Annotated in this window: 21 protein-coding genes; 14 read left to right on the forward strand and 7 right to left on the reverse strand. The window is 69.3% G+C overall.

Translation table 11 applies throughout. The annotated features are described in order from the left end of the window. Positions 1 to 52: 52 nt before the first annotated feature. Complete coding sequence (locus tag ACESK8_RS07910; protein WP_372968080.1) at positions 53 to 2,614, reverse strand: rhamnogalacturonan lyase; 2,562 nt, start codon at positions 2,612 to 2,614, stop codon at positions 53 to 55. Positions 2,615 to 2,770: 156 nt separating this feature from the next. Here ACESK8_RS07910 and ACESK8_RS07915 point away from each other — a divergent pair, with 156 nt between their 5' ends. From ACESK8_RS07915 to ACESK8_RS07935, 5 genes are all read left to right on the forward strand, one after another. Further along, positions 2,771 to 3,073, forward strand: a complete 303-nt coding sequence (locus tag ACESK8_RS07915) for a hypothetical protein (RefSeq protein ID WP_372968081.1) — start codon at positions 2,771 to 2,773, stop codon at positions 3,071 to 3,073. 82 nt (positions 3,074 to 3,155) lie between these two features. Further along, a complete protein-coding gene (locus tag ACESK8_RS07920) occupies positions 3,156 to 3,788 on the forward strand; it encodes a metal-dependent transcriptional regulator (protein ID WP_372968082.1) in 633 nt (210 codons plus the stop codon). A 55-nt stretch (positions 3,789 to 3,843) separates the two neighbouring features. Then, on the forward strand, positions 3,844 to 4,653 hold the full coding sequence (locus ACESK8_RS07925; RefSeq protein ID WP_060928323.1) for an HAD-IIA family hydrolase: 810 nt from the start codon (positions 3,844 to 3,846) through the stop codon (positions 4,651 to 4,653). A 1-nt stretch (position 4,654) separates the two neighbouring features. Next, entirely contained in the window at positions 4,655 to 5,224 is a 570-nt protein-coding gene (locus ACESK8_RS07930; protein ID WP_372968083.1) for a YdeI family protein, read from the forward strand. Then, positions 5,221 to 5,391 (forward strand): hypothetical protein, encoded by a 171-nt coding sequence (locus tag ACESK8_RS07935; protein WP_372968084.1) that lies wholly within the window; start codon positions 5,221 to 5,223, stop codon positions 5,389 to 5,391. The genes ACESK8_RS07930 and ACESK8_RS07935 overlap by 4 nt, the downstream gene beginning before the upstream one ends. A gap of 46 nt (positions 5,392 to 5,437) precedes the next feature. Here ACESK8_RS07935 and ACESK8_RS07940 read toward each other — a convergent pair whose 3' ends face one another. Beyond that, positions 5,438 to 6,595, reverse strand: coding sequence for an anhydro-N-acetylmuramic acid kinase (locus ACESK8_RS07940; RefSeq protein WP_372968085.1), 1,158 nt, complete (start codon positions 6,593 to 6,595; stop codon positions 5,438 to 5,440). Between the two features lie 203 nt (positions 6,596 to 6,798). Here ACESK8_RS07940 and ACESK8_RS07945 point away from each other — a divergent pair, with 203 nt between their 5' ends. Then, positions 6,799 to 7,149 carry a hypothetical protein gene (locus ACESK8_RS07945; protein WP_372968086.1) on the forward strand — a complete coding sequence of 117 codons (351 nt, stop codon included), beginning with the start codon at positions 6,799 to 6,801 and terminating at the stop codon, positions 7,147 to 7,149. 18 nt (positions 7,150 to 7,167) lie between these two features. Here the strand turns inward: ACESK8_RS07945 and ACESK8_RS07950 are convergent, their stop codons facing one another. After that, positions 7,168 to 8,070 (reverse strand): ROK family protein, encoded by a 903-nt coding sequence (locus ACESK8_RS07950; protein ID WP_372968087.1) that lies wholly within the window; start codon positions 8,068 to 8,070, stop codon positions 7,168 to 7,170. Further along, positions 8,067 to 8,627 (reverse strand): orotate phosphoribosyltransferase, encoded by a 561-nt coding sequence (pyrE, locus tag ACESK8_RS07955; RefSeq protein ID WP_372968088.1) that lies wholly within the window; start codon positions 8,625 to 8,627, stop codon positions 8,067 to 8,069. Before pyrE ends, ACESK8_RS07950 begins: the two co-directional genes overlap by 4 nt. A 37-nt stretch (positions 8,628 to 8,664) precedes the next feature. On the opposite strand from pyrE, the gene ACESK8_RS07960 reads away from it, so the two are divergent. Further along, positions 8,665 to 9,510 (forward strand): exodeoxyribonuclease III, encoded by an 846-nt coding sequence (locus ACESK8_RS07960; protein ID WP_372968089.1) that lies wholly within the window; start codon positions 8,665 to 8,667, stop codon positions 9,508 to 9,510. A gap of 2 nt (positions 9,511 to 9,512) precedes the next feature. Then, complete coding sequence (locus ACESK8_RS07965) at positions 9,513 to 10,322, forward strand: Cof-type HAD-IIB family hydrolase (protein ID WP_372968090.1); 810 nt, start codon at positions 9,513 to 9,515, stop codon at positions 10,320 to 10,322. A 21-nt stretch (positions 10,323 to 10,343) separates the two neighbouring features. On the opposite strand, the gene ACESK8_RS07970 is transcribed toward ACESK8_RS07965, so the two are convergent. Genes ACESK8_RS07970 through ACESK8_RS07980 form a run of 3 tightly spaced genes read right to left on the reverse strand, consistent with a single transcriptional unit; the run spans position 10,344 to position 11,745 of the window. Continuing rightward, complete coding sequence (locus ACESK8_RS07970; RefSeq protein ID WP_372968091.1) at positions 10,344 to 10,970, reverse strand: dihydrofolate reductase family protein; 627 nt, start codon at positions 10,968 to 10,970, stop codon at positions 10,344 to 10,346. 56 nt (positions 10,971 to 11,026) lie between these two features. Continuing rightward, positions 11,027 to 11,344: a winged helix-turn-helix transcriptional regulator gene (locus tag ACESK8_RS07975; RefSeq protein WP_372968092.1), complete on the reverse strand. Its 318-nt coding sequence runs from the start codon at positions 11,342 to 11,344 to the stop codon at positions 11,027 to 11,029. After that, entirely contained in the window at positions 11,341 to 11,745 is a 405-nt protein-coding gene (locus tag ACESK8_RS07980; protein WP_372968093.1) for a VOC family protein, read from the reverse strand. The genes ACESK8_RS07975 and ACESK8_RS07980 overlap by 4 nt, the downstream gene beginning before the upstream one ends. Positions 11,746 to 11,850: 105 nt before the next feature. Here ACESK8_RS07980 and ACESK8_RS07985 point away from each other — a divergent pair, with 105 nt between their 5' ends. From ACESK8_RS07985 to ACESK8_RS08010, 6 genes are all read left to right on the forward strand, one after another. After that, positions 11,851 to 13,134, forward strand: coding sequence for a sensor histidine kinase (locus tag ACESK8_RS07985; protein WP_372968094.1), 1,284 nt, complete (start codon positions 11,851 to 11,853; stop codon positions 13,132 to 13,134). Further along, entirely contained in the window at positions 13,131 to 13,850 is a 720-nt protein-coding gene (locus ACESK8_RS07990; RefSeq protein ID WP_372968095.1) for a response regulator, read from the forward strand. Before ACESK8_RS07985 ends, ACESK8_RS07990 begins: the two co-directional genes overlap by 4 nt. Positions 13,851 to 13,919: 69 nt before the next feature. Beyond that, positions 13,920 to 14,177: an AbrB/MazE/SpoVT family DNA-binding domain-containing protein gene (locus ACESK8_RS07995; protein ID WP_372968096.1), complete on the forward strand. Its 258-nt coding sequence runs from the start codon at positions 13,920 to 13,922 to the stop codon at positions 14,175 to 14,177. Positions 14,178 to 14,194: 17 nt separating this feature from the next. Next, complete coding sequence (locus tag ACESK8_RS08000; protein WP_372968097.1) at positions 14,195 to 14,587, forward strand: PIN domain-containing protein; 393 nt, start codon at positions 14,195 to 14,197, stop codon at positions 14,585 to 14,587. A gap of 10 nt (positions 14,588 to 14,597) precedes the next feature. Continuing rightward, the gene (locus ACESK8_RS08005) at positions 14,598 to 15,791 is read left to right on the forward strand and encodes a benzoate/H(+) symporter BenE family transporter (protein WP_372968098.1); all 1,194 of its coding nucleotides are present in this window, start codon (positions 14,598 to 14,600) and stop codon (positions 15,789 to 15,791) included. Between the two features lie 73 nt (positions 15,792 to 15,864). Continuing rightward, positions 15,865 to 17,115 (forward strand): hypothetical protein, encoded by a 1,251-nt coding sequence (locus ACESK8_RS08010; protein ID WP_372968099.1) that lies wholly within the window; start codon positions 15,865 to 15,867, stop codon positions 17,113 to 17,115. The last annotated feature ends 111 nt before the right edge of the window (positions 17,116 to 17,226 follow it).

The following is a 17,226-nucleotide window of genomic DNA, read 5'->3' on the forward strand; positions in this document are numbered from 1 at the left end:
GGAGTCGACTCGGGGTGGGGCTTCTCGGCGCTCGGTCAGCGACCGCGCAGCGTCACCGCTTCCGCAGCGTCTCGGTCCACTGCGAGGTGGCGCCGTCCGCGAGGCGGTAGGCGGGGTCGGGGACCGCGATCACCGTCACCTCGCCGGTGATCCGCACCTTGCCGTTACGGGCGTCGACCCTCTCGCCGTTCACGTAGTACGTGACGCCCTTCACCCCGGTCGGGACCTTCACCTCGTCGCGGGACGTGCCCGGCTTGTCCGTGAACGTCGGCGCCTTCGGCGTGGTGGGCGTCGTGAGCACCGGTACGGTCGACCAGTCGACATCGCTCGCGAGATAGAACGAGGTGTACGCGGGCTGGTTGTACGTCGTCTGCTGACGTGCGGTCTCGACCCGGTATTGCACGTCGTGCATGAGGGTCGTGAGTTTGTGCGTGGTCGGCTCGGTCGTCGTGAAGAAGCGCAGCGCTGTCGAGTCGGCCGTGCGCACGAGCAGCTCCTCACGCCAATCGCCCAGCACGTCGGCGACGAGCGAGGGGTTGCCCTTCGTGCCGTTGTTCGTGAGCGTCCCGGTCGCGGTGAGCACCGTGCCCCTCGTCCAGTCGTCGATGGTCGGCGTCTGCGTGCCGCTGCCGTTCACGAGCTGCGTGGTCAGGTCGCCCGACCAGCGGATCGACATGTTCGTACCGGGCGTCTCCGGCTGCAGCACCGCACCGGACGCGCTCAGCAGACCGCTGCCCTCGGTCCCTCCGGGCATGCTCGACCAGACCTCGATCCCCGGCACGTCGGGACGCACGTCTCCGATCATGGCCCGGCCGGTGTCGCGGCCCGAGTAGGCGCCGAACAGCGATTCACCGGTCGCGGCATCCCGCATCACCGATCCGTACGGCGCGCTCGTCGCACCCTCATGGGCCGTCCAGATCTCGAGCCCAGGGCGGGCGGGGTCGATGTCGGTGACGTGCATCGCATCGCCGTGACCGAGCCGCACCGTCGCGCCAGGATCGGCGCTGCCCTCGGGGAGCACATCGAACGAGCTGTACAGCAGTCCGCCGTCGTCGTCGATGGTCGCCGATCCGTAGACGAGCTCCTGCCGGCCGTCGGCGTCCACGTCGGCGAAGCTGAGCGAGTGGTCGCCCTGTGTCGTGATCGTGCCGAACTCGGGATCGGTGCCGTCGCGGCCGTGCGGGGAGTCGTTGAACGGGTTCGACAGCGGGACGTGACCGCTGTCGACATCCCAGCGCTCCTTCAGTCGCTTGCCGTCCCAGTCGAAGGCGGAGACCGTCGTGCGGGTGTAGTACCCGCGGGCGAACACGGCGGACGGATGCTGCCCGTCGAGGTATCCGACACCGGCGAGGAAGCGGTCGACCCGGTTGCCCGGCTCGATGCGCGACATCGCGTAGTCGCCCCACAGCAGACCGTCGTCTCCGCGCTCGGTCGGATACGGGATCGTCTGGAGCTCCTTGCCCGACGCGCTGTCGAACACGGTCAGGTACTCGGGCCCGTCGATGATGAAGCCCTCGAACTCGCGCAGCAGGTTGCGGCTGCTGCGGCTCGGGGCGTACACGTCGAGGAACGCGTCGGCGAGTTCTTCGGCACTCTCCCTGCTCAGCGGGTACTCATGCGCGACCGGCATGCCCCAGGCCTCTTCGAGAGTCGCGGGCCACTGCCCCGAGACGACCTCGTCGCGCTCGCTCCATCCGAGGAACAGCTCGACGAGATGCTCTTCGTAGTCGGCGGCACTGAGACGGTAGTCGTCGTCATTCGAATATCCGGCCTTGCGGTCGGACTTCGGCACGGTGATGTACGACTCCTTCTTCACCGAGCCGTCTGCGGCGAACTGCACCGACTTGGTGCCTGGTGCCGTCTTCAGCATCGTCTCGGACCGGCCGTCCCCGTCGAAGTCGTAGACGAGGAACTGCGTGTAGTGAGCGCCCGCGCGGATGTTGACGCCGAGATCGAGCCGATTCAGCAGTGTGCCGTCGAGTTCGTAGGTGTCGAGGTACACCGGCCCGGTGTAGCCGCGCTGCGAGACGTCCTTCGAGTTCGACGGATCCCACTTGACGACGTACTCGTACTGCCCGTCTCCGTCGACGTCGCCCACGGAGACGTCGTTCGCCGAGTACGTGTACGACTCCCCCTTCGGGGTGACGCCGTCGGCGGGCTTGCGCAGCGGCAGGTCATGGTGCCCCTGCGCCCACGCCGTCACGGGAGCGGAGGCCGAGTCGGCCAGCTCGACGCCGTTCACCACCGGCACGACGGAGTACTCCGAGTCGGCGGTGCCCTCGGCATCCGCGTGGTTCGTGCTGTCGGTCACGGTGGCGATCTTCGTGCCATCGCGATAGACGGCGAAGTCGGGCCCGGCGAGCCCCGTCGCGGTGGAGCCCGTCGCCTCGGTGGCCAGGAGCCGCCAGCTGAGGAAGACCCCGTCGCCGGTCGACACGGCGACGAGACCGCGGTCGAGCGCTTCCAGCTGGGGGGTCTTCGCGCCGTGGTCGTGTCGGCCGGTGTCTGGAGCGATCGGCGCGGCTGCTCCCGCGCTCTGCGCGCCTCCCGCGAGGAGGCAGCCGACCGCGGCGACCGCCACGACGGCGCGGAACGAGTGGTGTCGGATGTTCATCGTCGAAATCCATCTCTGGGCGTGACGCCCGCTCGGATAGCGTTTTCCCGTGCCCGGTCGAAGCTACCCTCCGCAAGGGATCGCGTCAAGGAATCCGGCTCGATTGACACGATTCAGCCGGTCTCCGTAGACCGGGCGGGCAGTTAGGCTCGGAGGATGTCTGCCGAAACCGCGCGCCGTCGCATCCGCATCCTCACCTGGATCGGGCTCGCGACCGGCGTCGCCGGCGGTCTCCTCATCGCCTTCCCCTCGGTGCTGCCGGTCGGCGGCCCCTGGGTGCAGCTCGCGCTGGGCATCGCCACCCTCGTGCTGGCCTTCCGAGCGCGCCGGATCGGCATCGCGGAGATCGAGGGATTCGACGGCCGTCTCTCGCTCTTCGCCGCACTGCTGGGCTTCCTCATCGTGTTCTTCGCGGGTCAGGTCGCCTTCGGCATCCTCGTCGACGTGGCCAACCCCTGAGCGCAGCACCCCTCTGATCACAGCCCCCCTCTGATCACAGCCCGCCTCTGATCACAGCCCCCCTCTGATCTAGGCTGGACGAGTGGCATCCCCGGCAGCAGACGACTACCTGAAGACCGTCTACGCGCACACCGAATGGCAGGATGCGCCGATCACCCCCTCGGTGCTCGCCGCGAAGCTCGGCATCGCGCCGTCATCGGTGACCGAGATGGTCAAGAAGCTCGCCGCATCCGGACTCGTCTCGCACGTCCCCTACGGCGCGGTGCGCCTCACCGACGCGGGCACGAGGCGAGCGCTCGCCATGGTGCGCCGCCATCGCCTGATCGAGACCTGGCTCGTGCAGGAGTTCGGCTACGGCTGGGACGAGGTGCACGACGAGGCCGAGGTCCTCGAGCACACCATCAGCGATCGACTGCTCGAAGGCATCGACGAGCGGCTCGGACGCCCGCGCTTCGACCCGCACGGCGACGCGATCCCCGACGCCGCCGGCGCCGTGGACCGCGAGCCCTTCGTCCTCCTCGCCGATGCCCCGACCGGTCACGTCGGACGCGTCCTGCGCGTCGACGACCGCGACCCCGAACTGCTCCGCGCCCTGGAGGCCGCAGGGGTCGTCGTGGCGGCGGTCGTGACGACCACGACGTCGGGCATCACGCTCGACGGCACCGAGACCGAGCTGCCCGCGGGCGCCGCCGACGTCGTCTGGCTCAGTGCCTGAGAACCTCGTCAGAACCTGACACCTGCCCGTAACGGCGGCCCAATAGGCTGTGCACATGGCACACCGCGACGACATCGAATGCTGGCTCACCGACATGGACGGCGTCCTCGTCCATGAGAACGACGCCATCCCCGGAGCATCCGAACTGCTCGCCGGATGGGAGCAGAACGAGATCCCGTACCTGGTCCTGACGAACAACTCGATCTTCACGGCGCGCGACCTCTCGGCCCGTCTCCGCGCGAGCGGCCTCATCGTCCCGGAGGAGCGGATCTGGACCTCGGCGCTCGCCACCGCCGACTTCCTCGCGCAGCAGCTGCCCGGCGGCTCGGCGTTCGTGATCGGCGAGGCGGGCATCCTCACGGCGCTGCACGAGGCCGGGTTCATCATGACCGAGACGAACCCCGACTTCGTGGTCGTCGGCGAGACCCGCAACTACTCGTTCGAGGCGATCACGAAGGCCATCCGCCTGATCATCAAGGGCGCGCGCTTCATCGTCACGAATCCGGATGCCACCGGTCCGTCGTCCGACGGAGTGATGCCGGCCACCGGGGCGATCGCCGCTCTCATCACCAAGGCCACGGGCAAGGAGCCGTACGTGGTCGGCAAGCCCAATCCGATGATGTTCCGCTCGGCGCTGAACAAGATCGGCGCGCACTCGAAGAAGACCGGCATGATCGGCGACCGCATGGACACCGACATCATCGCCGGCATCGAGGCGGGGCTGCACACCGTGCTCGTGATGACGGGCATCAGCGATCAGGCAGAGGTGGAGAAGTACCCGTTCCGCCCCGATGAGATCGTCGACTCGGTCGCCGATCTCCTGCCGACCGTCACCCAGTCGATCCCCACGCTCGACGAAGACTGAGATGGGCGCACTCGACGAGGGCGAACGGGTCACGGCGGCGGATGCCGCGGTCTGGCGCGCCTGGCTCGAAGCGAACCACGAGCGCGCGGCCGGCGTCTGGCTGCTGAGCGTACGCGGAAAGGACGCCGGCGGCGTCGGCTACGACGACGCCGTCCGGCATGCACTGTGCTTCGGCTGGATCGACGGCCCCGTGCGCACGTTCGACGACCGGACCGTCGGCCAGTGGTTCTCGCCACGACGCCGGGGCAGCGGCTGGGCGGCCACGAACAAGGCACGCCTGGTCGAGCTCGAGGCCGCCGGCCTGCTCGCTCCCGCCGGCATCCGGGTCCTGGAGGCCGCAAAGGCAGACGGGTCCTGGACGCTGCTGGACGGCCCGGAGGCGGGAGTCGAGCCACCCGAGCTCACCGCCGCGCTGGATGCGGTGCCCGATGCCCGAGCGCACTGGGATTCGTTTCCGAAGTCGGTCAAGAAGTTCGGACTCACGCACATCGCGATGGCAAAGCGCGACGAGACACGATCCGCCCGGATCGCCAAGATCGTGGCGGATGCCGCGGAGGGGAAGCGCCCGTGAACCAATCCGACCTGCTGTTCCTGGTGCTGATCCTGATCACCCTGAGCACGCTGACCGTCATCGTCGTGCAGCTCGTCCGCTCCCGTCGCCGCGGCGACGGGAGCACAGGCGACGGTCGCGCCGGATGGTGGGAAGGCCCCTGGGACGACGACGACCGCAAGCGCTGAGCACTGAGCGCTGAGCGCTCCGGAGCCAGTGCCCTGTCGACCGGGTTCAGCGCAGCGTCAGGCTGCGCACGCGATCCACGGGCTCCGGCATCCGCAGCGGCCCCGCGCCCGGCGTGATCGTGCCGAGGATGCGCGGCTCCCGCGCTCCCGTCCCGCCCGGCGTCACAGCCGCGACGCCGTTCATCGTGCACCAGCCGATCAGGGCGAACAGGATCGCCTCCTTCCTGTCGACCGGGGCCCCGAGCTCGTCGGCCAGCACCACCTCGACCTCGGGGAGCGCGTCGCGGAGCCCCTGCATGATCAGCGGGTTGTGGCATCCCCCGCCGGAGACGGCGAGGAAGCCGATGCCGGCATCTCGGACGTCCTGCGCCACCGTGCGCACCGTGAGCTCGGTCAGCGTGCGCACGAGGTCCGCCGGCGGGATGCCGGGTCGCACCCGGTCGACGTGCGCACGGACGTAGTCGAGGTGGAAGTGCTCCTTGCCCGTGCTCTTCGGGGCGGGCTGGGCGTAGTACGGGTCGGCGAGAAGCTCGGCGAGCAGCACCTCGTCGACGGTGCCGGTGCGAGCGATGGCCGCATCCGCGTCGTAGCCGCGCGCGTCCAGCCCCTCGGCGACGACCACCGCGTCGACCAGCGCGTTCGCCGGGCCGATGTCGTAGGCCGTCAGGCCGTCAGGACCGACGACGGTCATGTTGGCGATGCCGCCGAGGTTCACCGCGGCCGAGACGCCTGCGCGGCCGCGCAGCAGCAGCTCGTCGAGGAACGACACGAGCGGAGCCCCGTGGCCTCCGGCGGTGATGTCGCGGATCCGGACGTCCGAGACGACCGGCGCCCCGACGCGCTCGGCGATCCAGGCCGGCTGGCCGATCTGCAGGGTGCCGAGAGCGTGTCCGTCGGCGACCCAGTGGAACACCGTCTGGCCGTGCGTGCACACGGCATCCACTCCCCCGACCGCCTCGGAGGTCGTGGCGGCGACCTCGGCGAAGGCCTGTCCGATCAGGGTGTCGAGCTCGCAGACCTCGGCGAGCGTCGTCGGCGCCGGTGGAAGGGCGGCGACGAGTCGGGCTCGCAGCTCGGGGTCATAGGGCACGCTGTCCTCGTGCAGGACGGTGCCGCGCAGCGCGCCGTCGCTCTCGTCGAAGTCCACGACCGTGACGTCGATGCCGTCGTGCGAGGTTCCCGAGAGCAGTCCGAGTACGCGCATGCGTGTGTTCCTTCCGTCGCCTGCTTCGAGCGTAGGCCGCTTTTGTTAGGGAGGCGAACGGAAGAGAGGACCTCTCCTGCACCCTCGATCGCCTGACCGAGTCGTGCACACTCATCGGCGCCATCCTCACCATCGCTCCGTCCGGTATCCATCACGTGCGTAGCATTCTGCGAGACCCCACCCTTCACCCGCAGAATGGGAGCATGTTCGTGTCCGCAGAGATCATCACGATCGTCCTCAGCGCCGTCGGTCTTCTGCTGACGCTGGGCGGCACCATGGTCGCGGGCTTCGGCTGGTGCATCCGTAGAACCGACCACCTCGAAGAGAGACTCAGCGCCCGCATCGACGGCCTCGACGACAAACTCAGCGCCCGCATCGACGGCGTCGAGGACAAACTCGGCGCCCGCATCGACGGAGTGCGAGCCGACCTCGCCGAGGTCGAGAGATCGCTCGGCGCCCGCATCGACGGAGTCGCGGCCGACACCACCGAACTCAAGATCGCGATGGCCCGCATCGAAGGGCCACAGCGTCACCTGATCGTCGCGGCCCGCTGACCTGATCGGTGCCGAGAGTCAGCGCAGCACGAGCGCCGCAGCGCCGATGAGCGGCCCCTCGTCACCGAGCCCCGAGCGCACGACCCGGGTGCGCCGCGAGTACTCGTGTGCGGCACTCGCCGTGAGCGCCTGCTGCACGAGGTCGATGTAGTCCGCGGACACACGCGAGAACCCGCCGCCGATCGCGACCATGTCGAGGTCGACCAGTGTCGCAGCATCTGCGAGAGCCTCGCCGACGGCCTTCGCCGAACGCTCGATGGCCGCACGGGCGATGGTGTCGCCCGTCGCGGCATCCCGCGCCAGGTCCTCACCGGTCGCGCCCGTCCAGCCCTGTGTCTGCCCCCACGCGGCACTCGCGGGTCCGGAGGCGATCTCCTCGAGCGTGAGCCCGCCTTCGCGACGCACCTGTCCGAGATGCCCGGCGTTGCCGGTCGCACCCGGGATGTAGGCGCCGTTCACGACGAACCCTCCCCCGACACCCGTCGAGACGACGATCGACAGCGAGGATCGGGCATCCTTCGTGGCACCGAGCCAGGACTCGGCGAGCGCGAGCGCACCCCCGTCGTGGCCGAAGACCGTGGGCAGCGCACGGCCGAGGATGCCGGAGGCGGTGGAGCGCACGGCATCCGCGAGACCGTACCCGCGGGCTGCAGGCATGTTCACGGGGAGGATCTGTCCGACGTTCCGGTCGATCGGACCAGCACTGCCGATGCCGGCGCCGACGAGTTCGGCGTCGTCGGGGAGACGGGAGAGAGCGTGGGCGATCACGGTCGCGATCGCCTCGTCGAGGGACGCGGGAGTGGCGTCGCGGCCCGTCGCCCGACGGCTGCGGCTTCCCGGTACGAGCACGCCGTCATCGCCGACGAGCGCGGCCTCCATCTTCGTGCCGCCGACGTCGACGGCCAGGGCGTAGCGGGTCACTGGGGGTCGAGTCCGAGGTCGTCGAGGTCGAAGGCGGCGCGCCATTCGAGTCCCTCGGCTTCGATGGCCGCCTGGGCGCCGGTCTTGCGGTCGACGATCACCGCGACGGCGACGATCTCCGCCCCTTCCTTGCGCAGTGCTTCGACCGCCTTCAGCGCCGACTGACCGGTGGTCGACGTGTCCTCGAGCACGACGACGCGCTTGCCCGTGACGTCCGCGCCCTCGATCTGTCGTCCGCGTCCGTGGTCCTTCGGCTCCTTGCGCACGACGAACGCGTCGAGCGGCTTGTCGGTGGCGACGGAGGCGTGCAGCACCGAGTTCGCGATGGGATCGGCGCCGAGGGTCAGGCCCCCGACGGCCACGACGTCGAGATCGCCGATGAGGTCGAGCATGATGCGGCCGATCGCGGGGGCTGCGCGGTGATCGAGTGTGAGCTTGCGCATGTCGACGTAGTACGTCGCCTTCTTGCCGCTCGAGAGCGTGAAGTCTCCGTGGAACACGGCCTCGTCCTTGATCAGGTCGAGGAGGGTCTGGCGGTCTGTGTCGAGTGCGGTCACGGCATCCAGTGTAGGAGGCAAGCCCTAGGCTTGACGCATGCGCTTGGCCACCTGGAACGTCAACTCCATCCGCACCCGCGTCACCCGCACCGTCGAGTTCGCCGTCCGAGAGGACATCGACGTGCTCGCGATGCAGGAGATCAAGTGCAAGCCGGAGCAGTTCCCCTACGCCCCGTTCGAAGAGGCCGGCTACCACGTCGAGGTCCACGGCCTGAATCAGTGGAACGGCGTCGCTATCGCCAGCCGTCTCCCGATCACCGATGTGCGCACGGCATTCGACGGCATGCCCGGCTTCGCGAAGGGGCACGAGGGCCCGGATGCTCCGCTCGAGGCTCGTGCGCTCGGGGTTCTGGTCGACGGGGTGCGCGTCTGGAGCCTGTACGTGCCGAACGGCCGCTCGCTCGGCGACCCGCACTACGCCTACAAGCTGCACTGGCTCGAGGAGCTGAAGAAGGCCACCGCGGCGGAGCTGTCTGCGAATCCCGATCTGCCTCTGGCCCTGGTCGGCGACTTCAACATCATCCCCTTCGACGTCGACAACGGCGATCCCGACATCGTCGAGGGCGTGTCCACGCACGTCTCCCCTCTGGAGCGCCAGGCATTCTTCGCCTTCGCCGACGCCGGGCTCACCGATGTCGTGCGCCCGCTGATCCCCGAGGGCTTCACCTACTGGGACTACCAGCGCCTCAAGTTCCCGCGCAACGAGGGCATCCGCATCGACTTCGTCCTCGGCTCGCGCACACTGGCCGAGGCCGTGACCGGCGCATCGATCCACCGCGAGGAGCGCAAGGGCGAGCAGCCCAGCGACCACGTCCCGGTCGTCGTCGAGTTCGATCTCGGCGGGGCTGAAGAAGACGACGACATGCCGATGATCTTCTCCTGACCGTGCGTCTGATCGCGACCGATCTCGACGGGACTCTGCTCGACTCGTCGTCGACGGTCACGCGGCGCACACGCACTGCCCTCGACGCGGCCAGGGAACGGGGCATCCCCGTCATCCCGGTGACCGCCCGACAGCCCATCGGCCTGCGCGCGATCGCTGCGGGGGCCGGGTTCGACGGCTGGGCGCTGTGCAGCAACGGAGCCTACGCCACCCACCTCATGGACGGGCGGATGCTGTTCGCCGAAGAGCTCCCGGCCGAGACGATCCGCACGCTGGCCGAGGCACTGCGCGCCAGCATCCCGGATCTGCTGTTCGCGAGCGTGCGCGAGGGCGGCGAGACGTTCGTCGCCCAGCGCGGATACGCCGAGATCGCGGACCTCTCGGATCACAAACGCGATCCGCGCACGATGGGCGGGGTCGCCCTCGACCGGGTGCTGGATGCACCGAGCCTGAAATTCGTGATCCGGCATCCCGAGCTCGCCCCCGCGGAGCTCTTCCGAGCACTGCAGGCACTCGGGCTCACGGGGTTCGAGGCGACCCTCTCGGGCGCGCCGTTCGTCGAGGTGATGGCTGAGGGCGTGACCAAGGCCACCGGGCTCGCGCGGCTCTGCGAGCACCTCGACATCGACCGGGGCGACGTCGTCGCCTTCGGGGATGCGCTCAACGACGTGGAGATGCTGCGGTGGGCCGGTCACGGCGTCGCGATGGCAGATGCCGACGACATCGTGCGGGACGCAGCAGACGAGACGACCACCTCGAACGACGACGACGGCGTGGCGCGCGTCATCGAGCGGCTGCTCGCGCTCGGCTGAGTGCACAGCCCTCGAGAAGGATCAATCCTCGAAGGTGTCGACCCTGGGCACCTGATCGGTGCGCGCGTAGCGCAGTAGCAGCACGCCCGCGTCGTCGGCGACCGGGGGCTCGATCAGGCGGAGCACCGACGGCACCGCCCCGTCGTCGAAGACCTTCTTGCCCGGACCGAGCAGGATCGGATAGACCCACAGATTCAGCTCGTCGAACAGCCCGCCGGCGATCAGCGAGTGCGCGAAGTCGACGCTGCCGATGACGTGCACTTCGTCATGCCGCGTGCGCAGCTCGGCGATCTCCGCGGCGAGGTCGCCCCCGACACGGGAGCTGTGCTGCCACTCGAGTGCGATGTCGGCATCGCGCGATGCCACGTACTTGGGTACCCGGTCGAAGAGGCGGCCGATCTCGCCCGACGGGCCGTCGGTGTGGTTCGGCCAGTAGCCGGCGAAGATGTCATACGTGCGACGGCCGAGCAGCAGCGCGTCGAGCCGCTGCATCCCCTGCTGCACCTGAGGTCCGACCCCGGACGAGGGATACCCCGCCTGCCAGCCGCTGAACTCGAACCCGCCCGACGGATCCTCGTCGATTCCACCCGGCCCCTGGGCGACGCCGTCGAGCGTCATGAAGAGGTCGATCACGATGCGTCCGGCCATCAGAGTGCTCCTTCGCCCGAGTGATCCTGCGCGATGACACGGCCCAGACTAGGCGCTCATCCAGGGTCACGGGAGGGGGTCTGTCCGGTGGGATCCGGATCCGCCCCGCCCCAGCGGCCGAGCGCCTCGATCGCGTCGCGCAGCGCGCCGCCGCGATCGGTGAGGGCGTACGCGCGCGTGTTGTGCCGCAGGGGCAGCCGCCGCAGCACTCCCGCAGCCTCGAGCTCCCGGAGACGGGTGGCAAGGATGTTCGTCGGTGCCCCGAGCTCGCGCTGCAGATCGCCGTATCGCTGCGGACCGTCGAGCAGCTTCTCGACGATGAGCAGCGCCCAGCGGGCGCCGACGACCTCGAGGGCGGTGGCGAGTTCGCTCACGCGCCCGGTGCGGGGTCCGGCTTCATCCAGAACGGCGAGTAGTGGTAGCCGTCCGGATCGTCGAACTGGCGCTGGTACATGAACGGGTAGTCGTCGGTGTCGCCGACCCGACCGCCCGCAGCTGCGGCCCGTTCGACCATCTCATCGACGGCCTCGCGGCTGCCGAGGTCGAACGAGACGGTGACCTTCGAGGGCGTGTCGGGGCCGCCGATCACGTCCTCGGTGCCGCCGACGCTCGCATACATCTCCCGGCTGCCGAGCATGACGTACTGCTCGGGCGCGATCGCGAAGCACGACACGTTGTGATCGGACATCTCGGCGTTGAGGGTCCAGCCGAGGGCGGTGTAGAACGCGGTGGCTCGGTCGACGCTCTCGACGGGGCAGGTGATGAAGAGGCTCATGTGCTGATACTTGCAAAATGCAAGTGCGCCGTCAAGGGCATCTGCGGCGGCGGGATCCCCCGCACGGGGGATGCCTCGGCATCCGTTCCGCCCTACGGTGAGAGGATGCCCGCCGTGCCGTTCACCCGCATCCCCAGCATCCGCGAGCAGCGCAGCGACCTGGTGCTCGCTGCGGTCATGTTCGTGGGTGCCGTGCTGAGCGCCGCCCTCTCGACCGTCGCCGAGATCTACGGAGACACCAGGGCCGAGCCATGGACCGCACTCGTCTACGCCGTCGCGGTCACCGCGCCTCTCGCGGTCCGGCGCCGATGGCCTGGCCCCGTCGCGGTGGCCGTCTGCGTCGCATACTTCCTCGCGATCTCGTTCCAGGTGCCCGAGATCTACGTCGGCAACATCGCGATGTTCGTGTCGCTGTACACCGTGGGCGCCTGGATGAACAACCGCAGGGCCGCGCTGATCGTGCGGGTCTCGATCATCCTCGGCATGTTCGTCTGGCTCATCATCACGATGTACCGGGAGGCGATCGAAGAGGCCGACAAGGCCGAGGTCGCCGCCGGTCTCCTCTCCCCCTACCTGGCCTTCATGATGATCCAGCTGCTGCTCAACGTGCTGTACTTCGGCGGCGCGTACTACTTCGGCGAGCGCTCCTGGAACGCCGCGCAGGAACGCGAGGTGCTCGAGCAGCGCACCGCGGAGCTCGAGCAGGAGCGTGAGGTCACCGCCGCGCAAGCCGTCGCACTCGACCGCGTGCGCATCGCCCGCGAGCTGCACGACGTCGTCGCCCACCACGTGTCGGTCATGGGGGTGCAGGCCGGCGCCGCACGCCTCGTCATCGACCAGGATCCCGAGCGGTCGAAGAGCATTCTCAGCGGTGTCGAGGGGTCGGCCCGCGATGCCATCCACGAGTTGCGCCAACTGCTGGAGACCCTCCGCTCCCCCGGCGGCGAGACCACGGATGCCGCATCGACCGTCACTCTGGACGACATCCGCTCCCTGGCCGAGGCGTCGACGGACGCGGGACTGCCGACCGAGTACACCGTGATCGGCGACCCGGTCCCCGTTCCCTCGCTCGTCGCCGTCAACCTGTACCGGATCGCCCAGGAATCGCTGACCAACGCCCGTCGCCATGCCGGCATCGGCGCGACGGCGGACGTGCGCGTGAGGTACGACGACGAGGGCGTCGAGGTCGAGGTCGTCAACACCGGGCGCAGTGCGGCGGCGCTCCGCCCCGGACTGGGACAGCTCGGCATGCGCGAACGCGCGGCGGCGTCCGGCGGCACGCTCGACGTGACGCCCCGCGCGTCCGGTGGCCTGCGCGTGCGGGCCCGCGTGCCGTTGGCCGGTGGCGCGCAGACCGTGTCGCCGATCGAGACGGATGTCGCCTCATGAACCGGACCGATGCGCTCATCCGCGTTCTCCTCGTCGACGACCACGCGATGCTGCGGGCGGGCTTCCGGACCATCCTCGACAGCCAGCCCGACATCACCGTCGTGGGCGAGGCGGCGACGGGTGCCGAAGCCGTGGCGAAGGCATCCGCTCTGCGCCCCGACGTCATCACCATGGACGTGCAGATGCCCGACATGGACGGCATCGAGGCCACCCGGCGGATCGTCGCAGACCCGGACGTCGGCGCGGCCATCGCGATCGTGACCACGTTCGATCGCGATGACTACCTCTATCAGGCGCTGGATGCCGGTGCGAGCGGCTTCCTGCTCAAGAACGCCGGAGCGGAGGACCTCATCGCGGCGGTGCGGGCCCTCGCCGTGGGCGACGGGATGCTGGCTCCCGAGGTCACCCGCCGCGTGCTCGCGCGTTTCACGAGGGCGTCGGCGACGGAATCCTCCGCCGCATCCTCGCCCTCGCCCTCGGGTTCGCTTGCGCTCGCCGAGCCGCAGGGTGCGACCGTCCTGGCCGAACCGCTCACCGATCGGGAGGCGGAGGTGCTCGCGTTGCTCGCCGACGCCCGCAGCAACGCGGAGATCGCCGGAGCGCTGTACATCGGCGAGGCGACCGTGAAGACGCACGTCTCGAGGATCCTGCAGAAGCTCGGCGCGCGCGACCGCGTACAGGCCGTCGTGCTCGCCCACCGGATGGGTCTCGCCTGACTCCGTTCATATCGCCATACTCCTGTCGCCTCGACAAGCTGAAGGAGTAGAAGCGAGAGGAGTGAGACTGTGCCCACTGCGACGATGACAAGCAAAGGACAGATCACGATGCCGAAGGTGGTTCGCGATGAGCTCGGTCTCATCGCGGGTTCGAAGGTGATGTTCGTGAAGATGCCGGATGGTCGGTACTCCTTGATCCCGCGCACGGGCCGGATCTCAGATGTTTTCGGAGCAGTCCCTGTCGAATCGTCGCTGTCGCTCGAAGAGATGGACGCGATTGTGCGAGACGGCGCGGTCGAAAGCGACCAGCGCACCCGAAACATATGACGCCGCTTACGAGCGGCATGCTGCTCGGAGTCGACACCAACATCATTCTCCGCGCGGTTCTGGGCGATGACGCCATACAATCCTCGCTCGCTCGACAGGCCTTGGGTGATCGCACCCCCGAATCGCCCGCTTTCATCACAGGGATATCTCTTGCCGAGGTGTTCTGGGTACTGCGCTCTCGTGTCGGCCGGGAGGCGGCTCTCGGCATTCTTCGCAGGCTGGTCGAGTCGGAGTCGATGGAGTTCGATGATGGTGAGGGTGTCGTCCGCGCGCTCGCATTCGCTGATGCCGGCGCGGATTTCGCCGACGCCCTCATCCACGGCACGATGGAGCAGTTCGGCGCTTCGGCGACGGTGACATTCGATCGAAGGGCGTCCGAGCATCTGCGCTGGCGCCTGCTCGGGTCATAGATACTCTCGGATGGTGTCCGTTTCCGCGCCGTCCGCACCCGCCGCACCCCTCTCCCGCCCCATCCTCGCCGGGGTGGTCACCGCGCTGGTCGGGTTCACGAGCTCCTTCGCCGTCGTGCTCACGGGCCTCAGCGCCGTCGGAGCGACTCCCGAGCAGGCCGCCAGCGGGCTGCTCGCGGTCAGCCTCACGATGGGACTCGCCTGCGTCGCGCTCGCCTGGCGGTACCGGATGCCCATCACCGTCGCCTGGTCGACGCCCGGCGCCGCTCTCCTCGCCGCCACCGGAGCAGTCGACGGCGGATGGTCGGCGGCGGTCGGTGCGTTCCTCGTCACGGCCGCGCTCATCCTGCTCACGGCACTCTGGCCCGCCCTCGGGACCCTGATCGCCCGCATCCCTCCGTCCATCGCGCAGGCGATGCTCGCGGGAGTGCTCCTGCCCCTGTGCCTCGCACCGATCACCGGACTCGTGGCGAATCCGTGGGGTGTGATTCCCGTGGTGATCACGTGGCTGGTCTTCGCGCGCCTGGCGCCGCGGTGGGCCGTGCCGCTCGCCTTCGTCGCGGCAGCGGTCGTGGTGGCCGTCTCGTTGGTGCAGGAGAGCACGGCGGTGGATGCCGGACTCCTCGTCCCCCGGATCGAGTTCACCGCCCCCACGTTCACGGTCGGCGCTCTGGTCGGCGTCGCGCTGCCGCTGTTCATCGTGACGATGGCCTCGCAGAACGTGCCGGGGATCGCCATCATGCGCAGCTTCGACTACGAGGTCCCCTGGCGTCCCGCGATGCTCGTGACGGGAATCGGCACCGCGCTCGGCGCGACGGCAGGTGGCCATGCCATCAACCTCGCGGCAATCAGCGCGGCCCTCGCCGCCTCGCCTGACGCAGACCCCGATTCACGGCGTCGGTGGGTCGCGGGCGTCTCGACCGGTGTCTCCTACCTCGTGCTCGGCGGGTTCTCGGCGGCGTTCGCCGCGCTGGTGCTGTTCGCTCCCGAAGCTGTCATCCCGGCGGTGGCAGGGCTCGCACTGTTCGCCGCCTTCGGATCCGCAGTGCAGCAGGCGATCGACGACCCCGGCGAGCGCATCCCCGCCGTGGTGACCTTCCTGGTGGCGGCATCCGGCATCGCGGTGCTGGGCGTCAGCGCCGCCTTCTGGGCGCTCGTGGCCGGACTCCTCGTGCGCACCGCTCTGCACGTCGGCCGTCGCTGACGCCGATCCGCGGAGTCCGAAAGCCTGACGCTCCGGAGACGGTGCCGGGAGTGCGCTCGGCTACCGTGGACGCGTGACAGTTCCCACGCCTGCCCCTGCACCGTCGGCCGGTGCGCCCGCCGGGTCCTTCGACGCCCGCGCGTTGCTGGCCCCCGTGAACCCGGCCGACGTCGACGCGTTCACCCGCGCCCGCCGCGGCGCGAATCCGACGTCGACCGGACAGATCGTGGCCTGGGTCGCAGCGATCTTCGCGCTCGTGTGCGTGCTGCCGGTGGTGGGGATCATGATCCTGGGCCTCGGCTACGCGATCGGTCGCGGCACCGGGGTCGCGGTCGCCGCGGTCCTCGCCCTTCTCCTGCTCGCGGGCGTCGTGGTCGGCATCGTGCTGCTCGTGCGCCGCAGCATCCGCCTACGGAACCTCACGCGATTCCGGCTCGCGCACTTCGCCGAGGCGAACGCGATGACCTACCTCGAGCGCATCGACGCCCCGCCGCTGCCCGGCATGATCTTCTCCTCCGGCTCGAGCCGGATGTCGACCGATGTGCTGCGCGGGGTCGAACCGCGGTTCGTCGAGTTCGGCAACTACCAGTACACGACCAGCAACGGCAAGCAGTCGACGACGCACCGCTGGGGCTACGTCGCCGTCAAGCTCGACGTCCCGCTGCCGAACATCGTGCTCGACGCCCTCGGCAACAACACCCTGGGGAGCACGATCGCCGCGGCCTTCCGCAGCGACCAGCGCCTCTCACTCGAAGGCGACTTCGACCGATACTTCTCGCTGTACTGCCCGAGCGGGTACGAGGTCGATGCGCTCTACCTCTTCACCCCCGACGTGATGGCCCGGTTCATCGACCACGCGGCGCAACTCGACGTCGAGATCGTCGACGACTGGCTCTTCCTGTACGCACGTCGGGAGCTGTCCACGCTCGACCCCGCGACGTGGGCCTGGCTGTTCGGCGCGGTCGGAGCATTGCTCACGAAGCTCGATCAATGGGCACGGTGGCGCGACGATCGACTGCGGATGATCGGGCAGCCGGGCGGACACCAGGGAGGGCACCAGGGCCTGCCGGTCGCGGCATCCGGCGCTCCCGGTGCGCCCGGCCTCCCCGCTGCACCGGCACCCGGCATCCCCGGCGCGCCCGCGCTGCCGTTCGTGGCACCGACGGGACTCCTCACGCCCCCGCCGCCCGGCGTCGCACCCCCAGGCCAGCGCCTTCGCCGCCGCAGCCCCTGGCTGATCGTGGGCATCATCGTGGGGGTCATGTTCGTGGTGACCACGGCACCGTTCGCGATCGGGATCTTCTCCGTCATCTTCCTGCGCTGAGACGCACTGCTCCCGGCTCTTCTTCCCCAGCTGCGGCCAGCTCTCCCCAGCTCCGACCACCTCCGCATTCATAACTCCGGAAAACCCGGGCGCGCAGCGCGCGACGGCCCT

Origin of the sequence: Microbacterium sp. (genome assembly GCF_041641055.1) — a bacterium.
Taxonomy (GTDB): domain Bacteria; phylum Actinomycetota; class Actinomycetes; order Actinomycetales; family Microbacteriaceae; genus Microbacterium.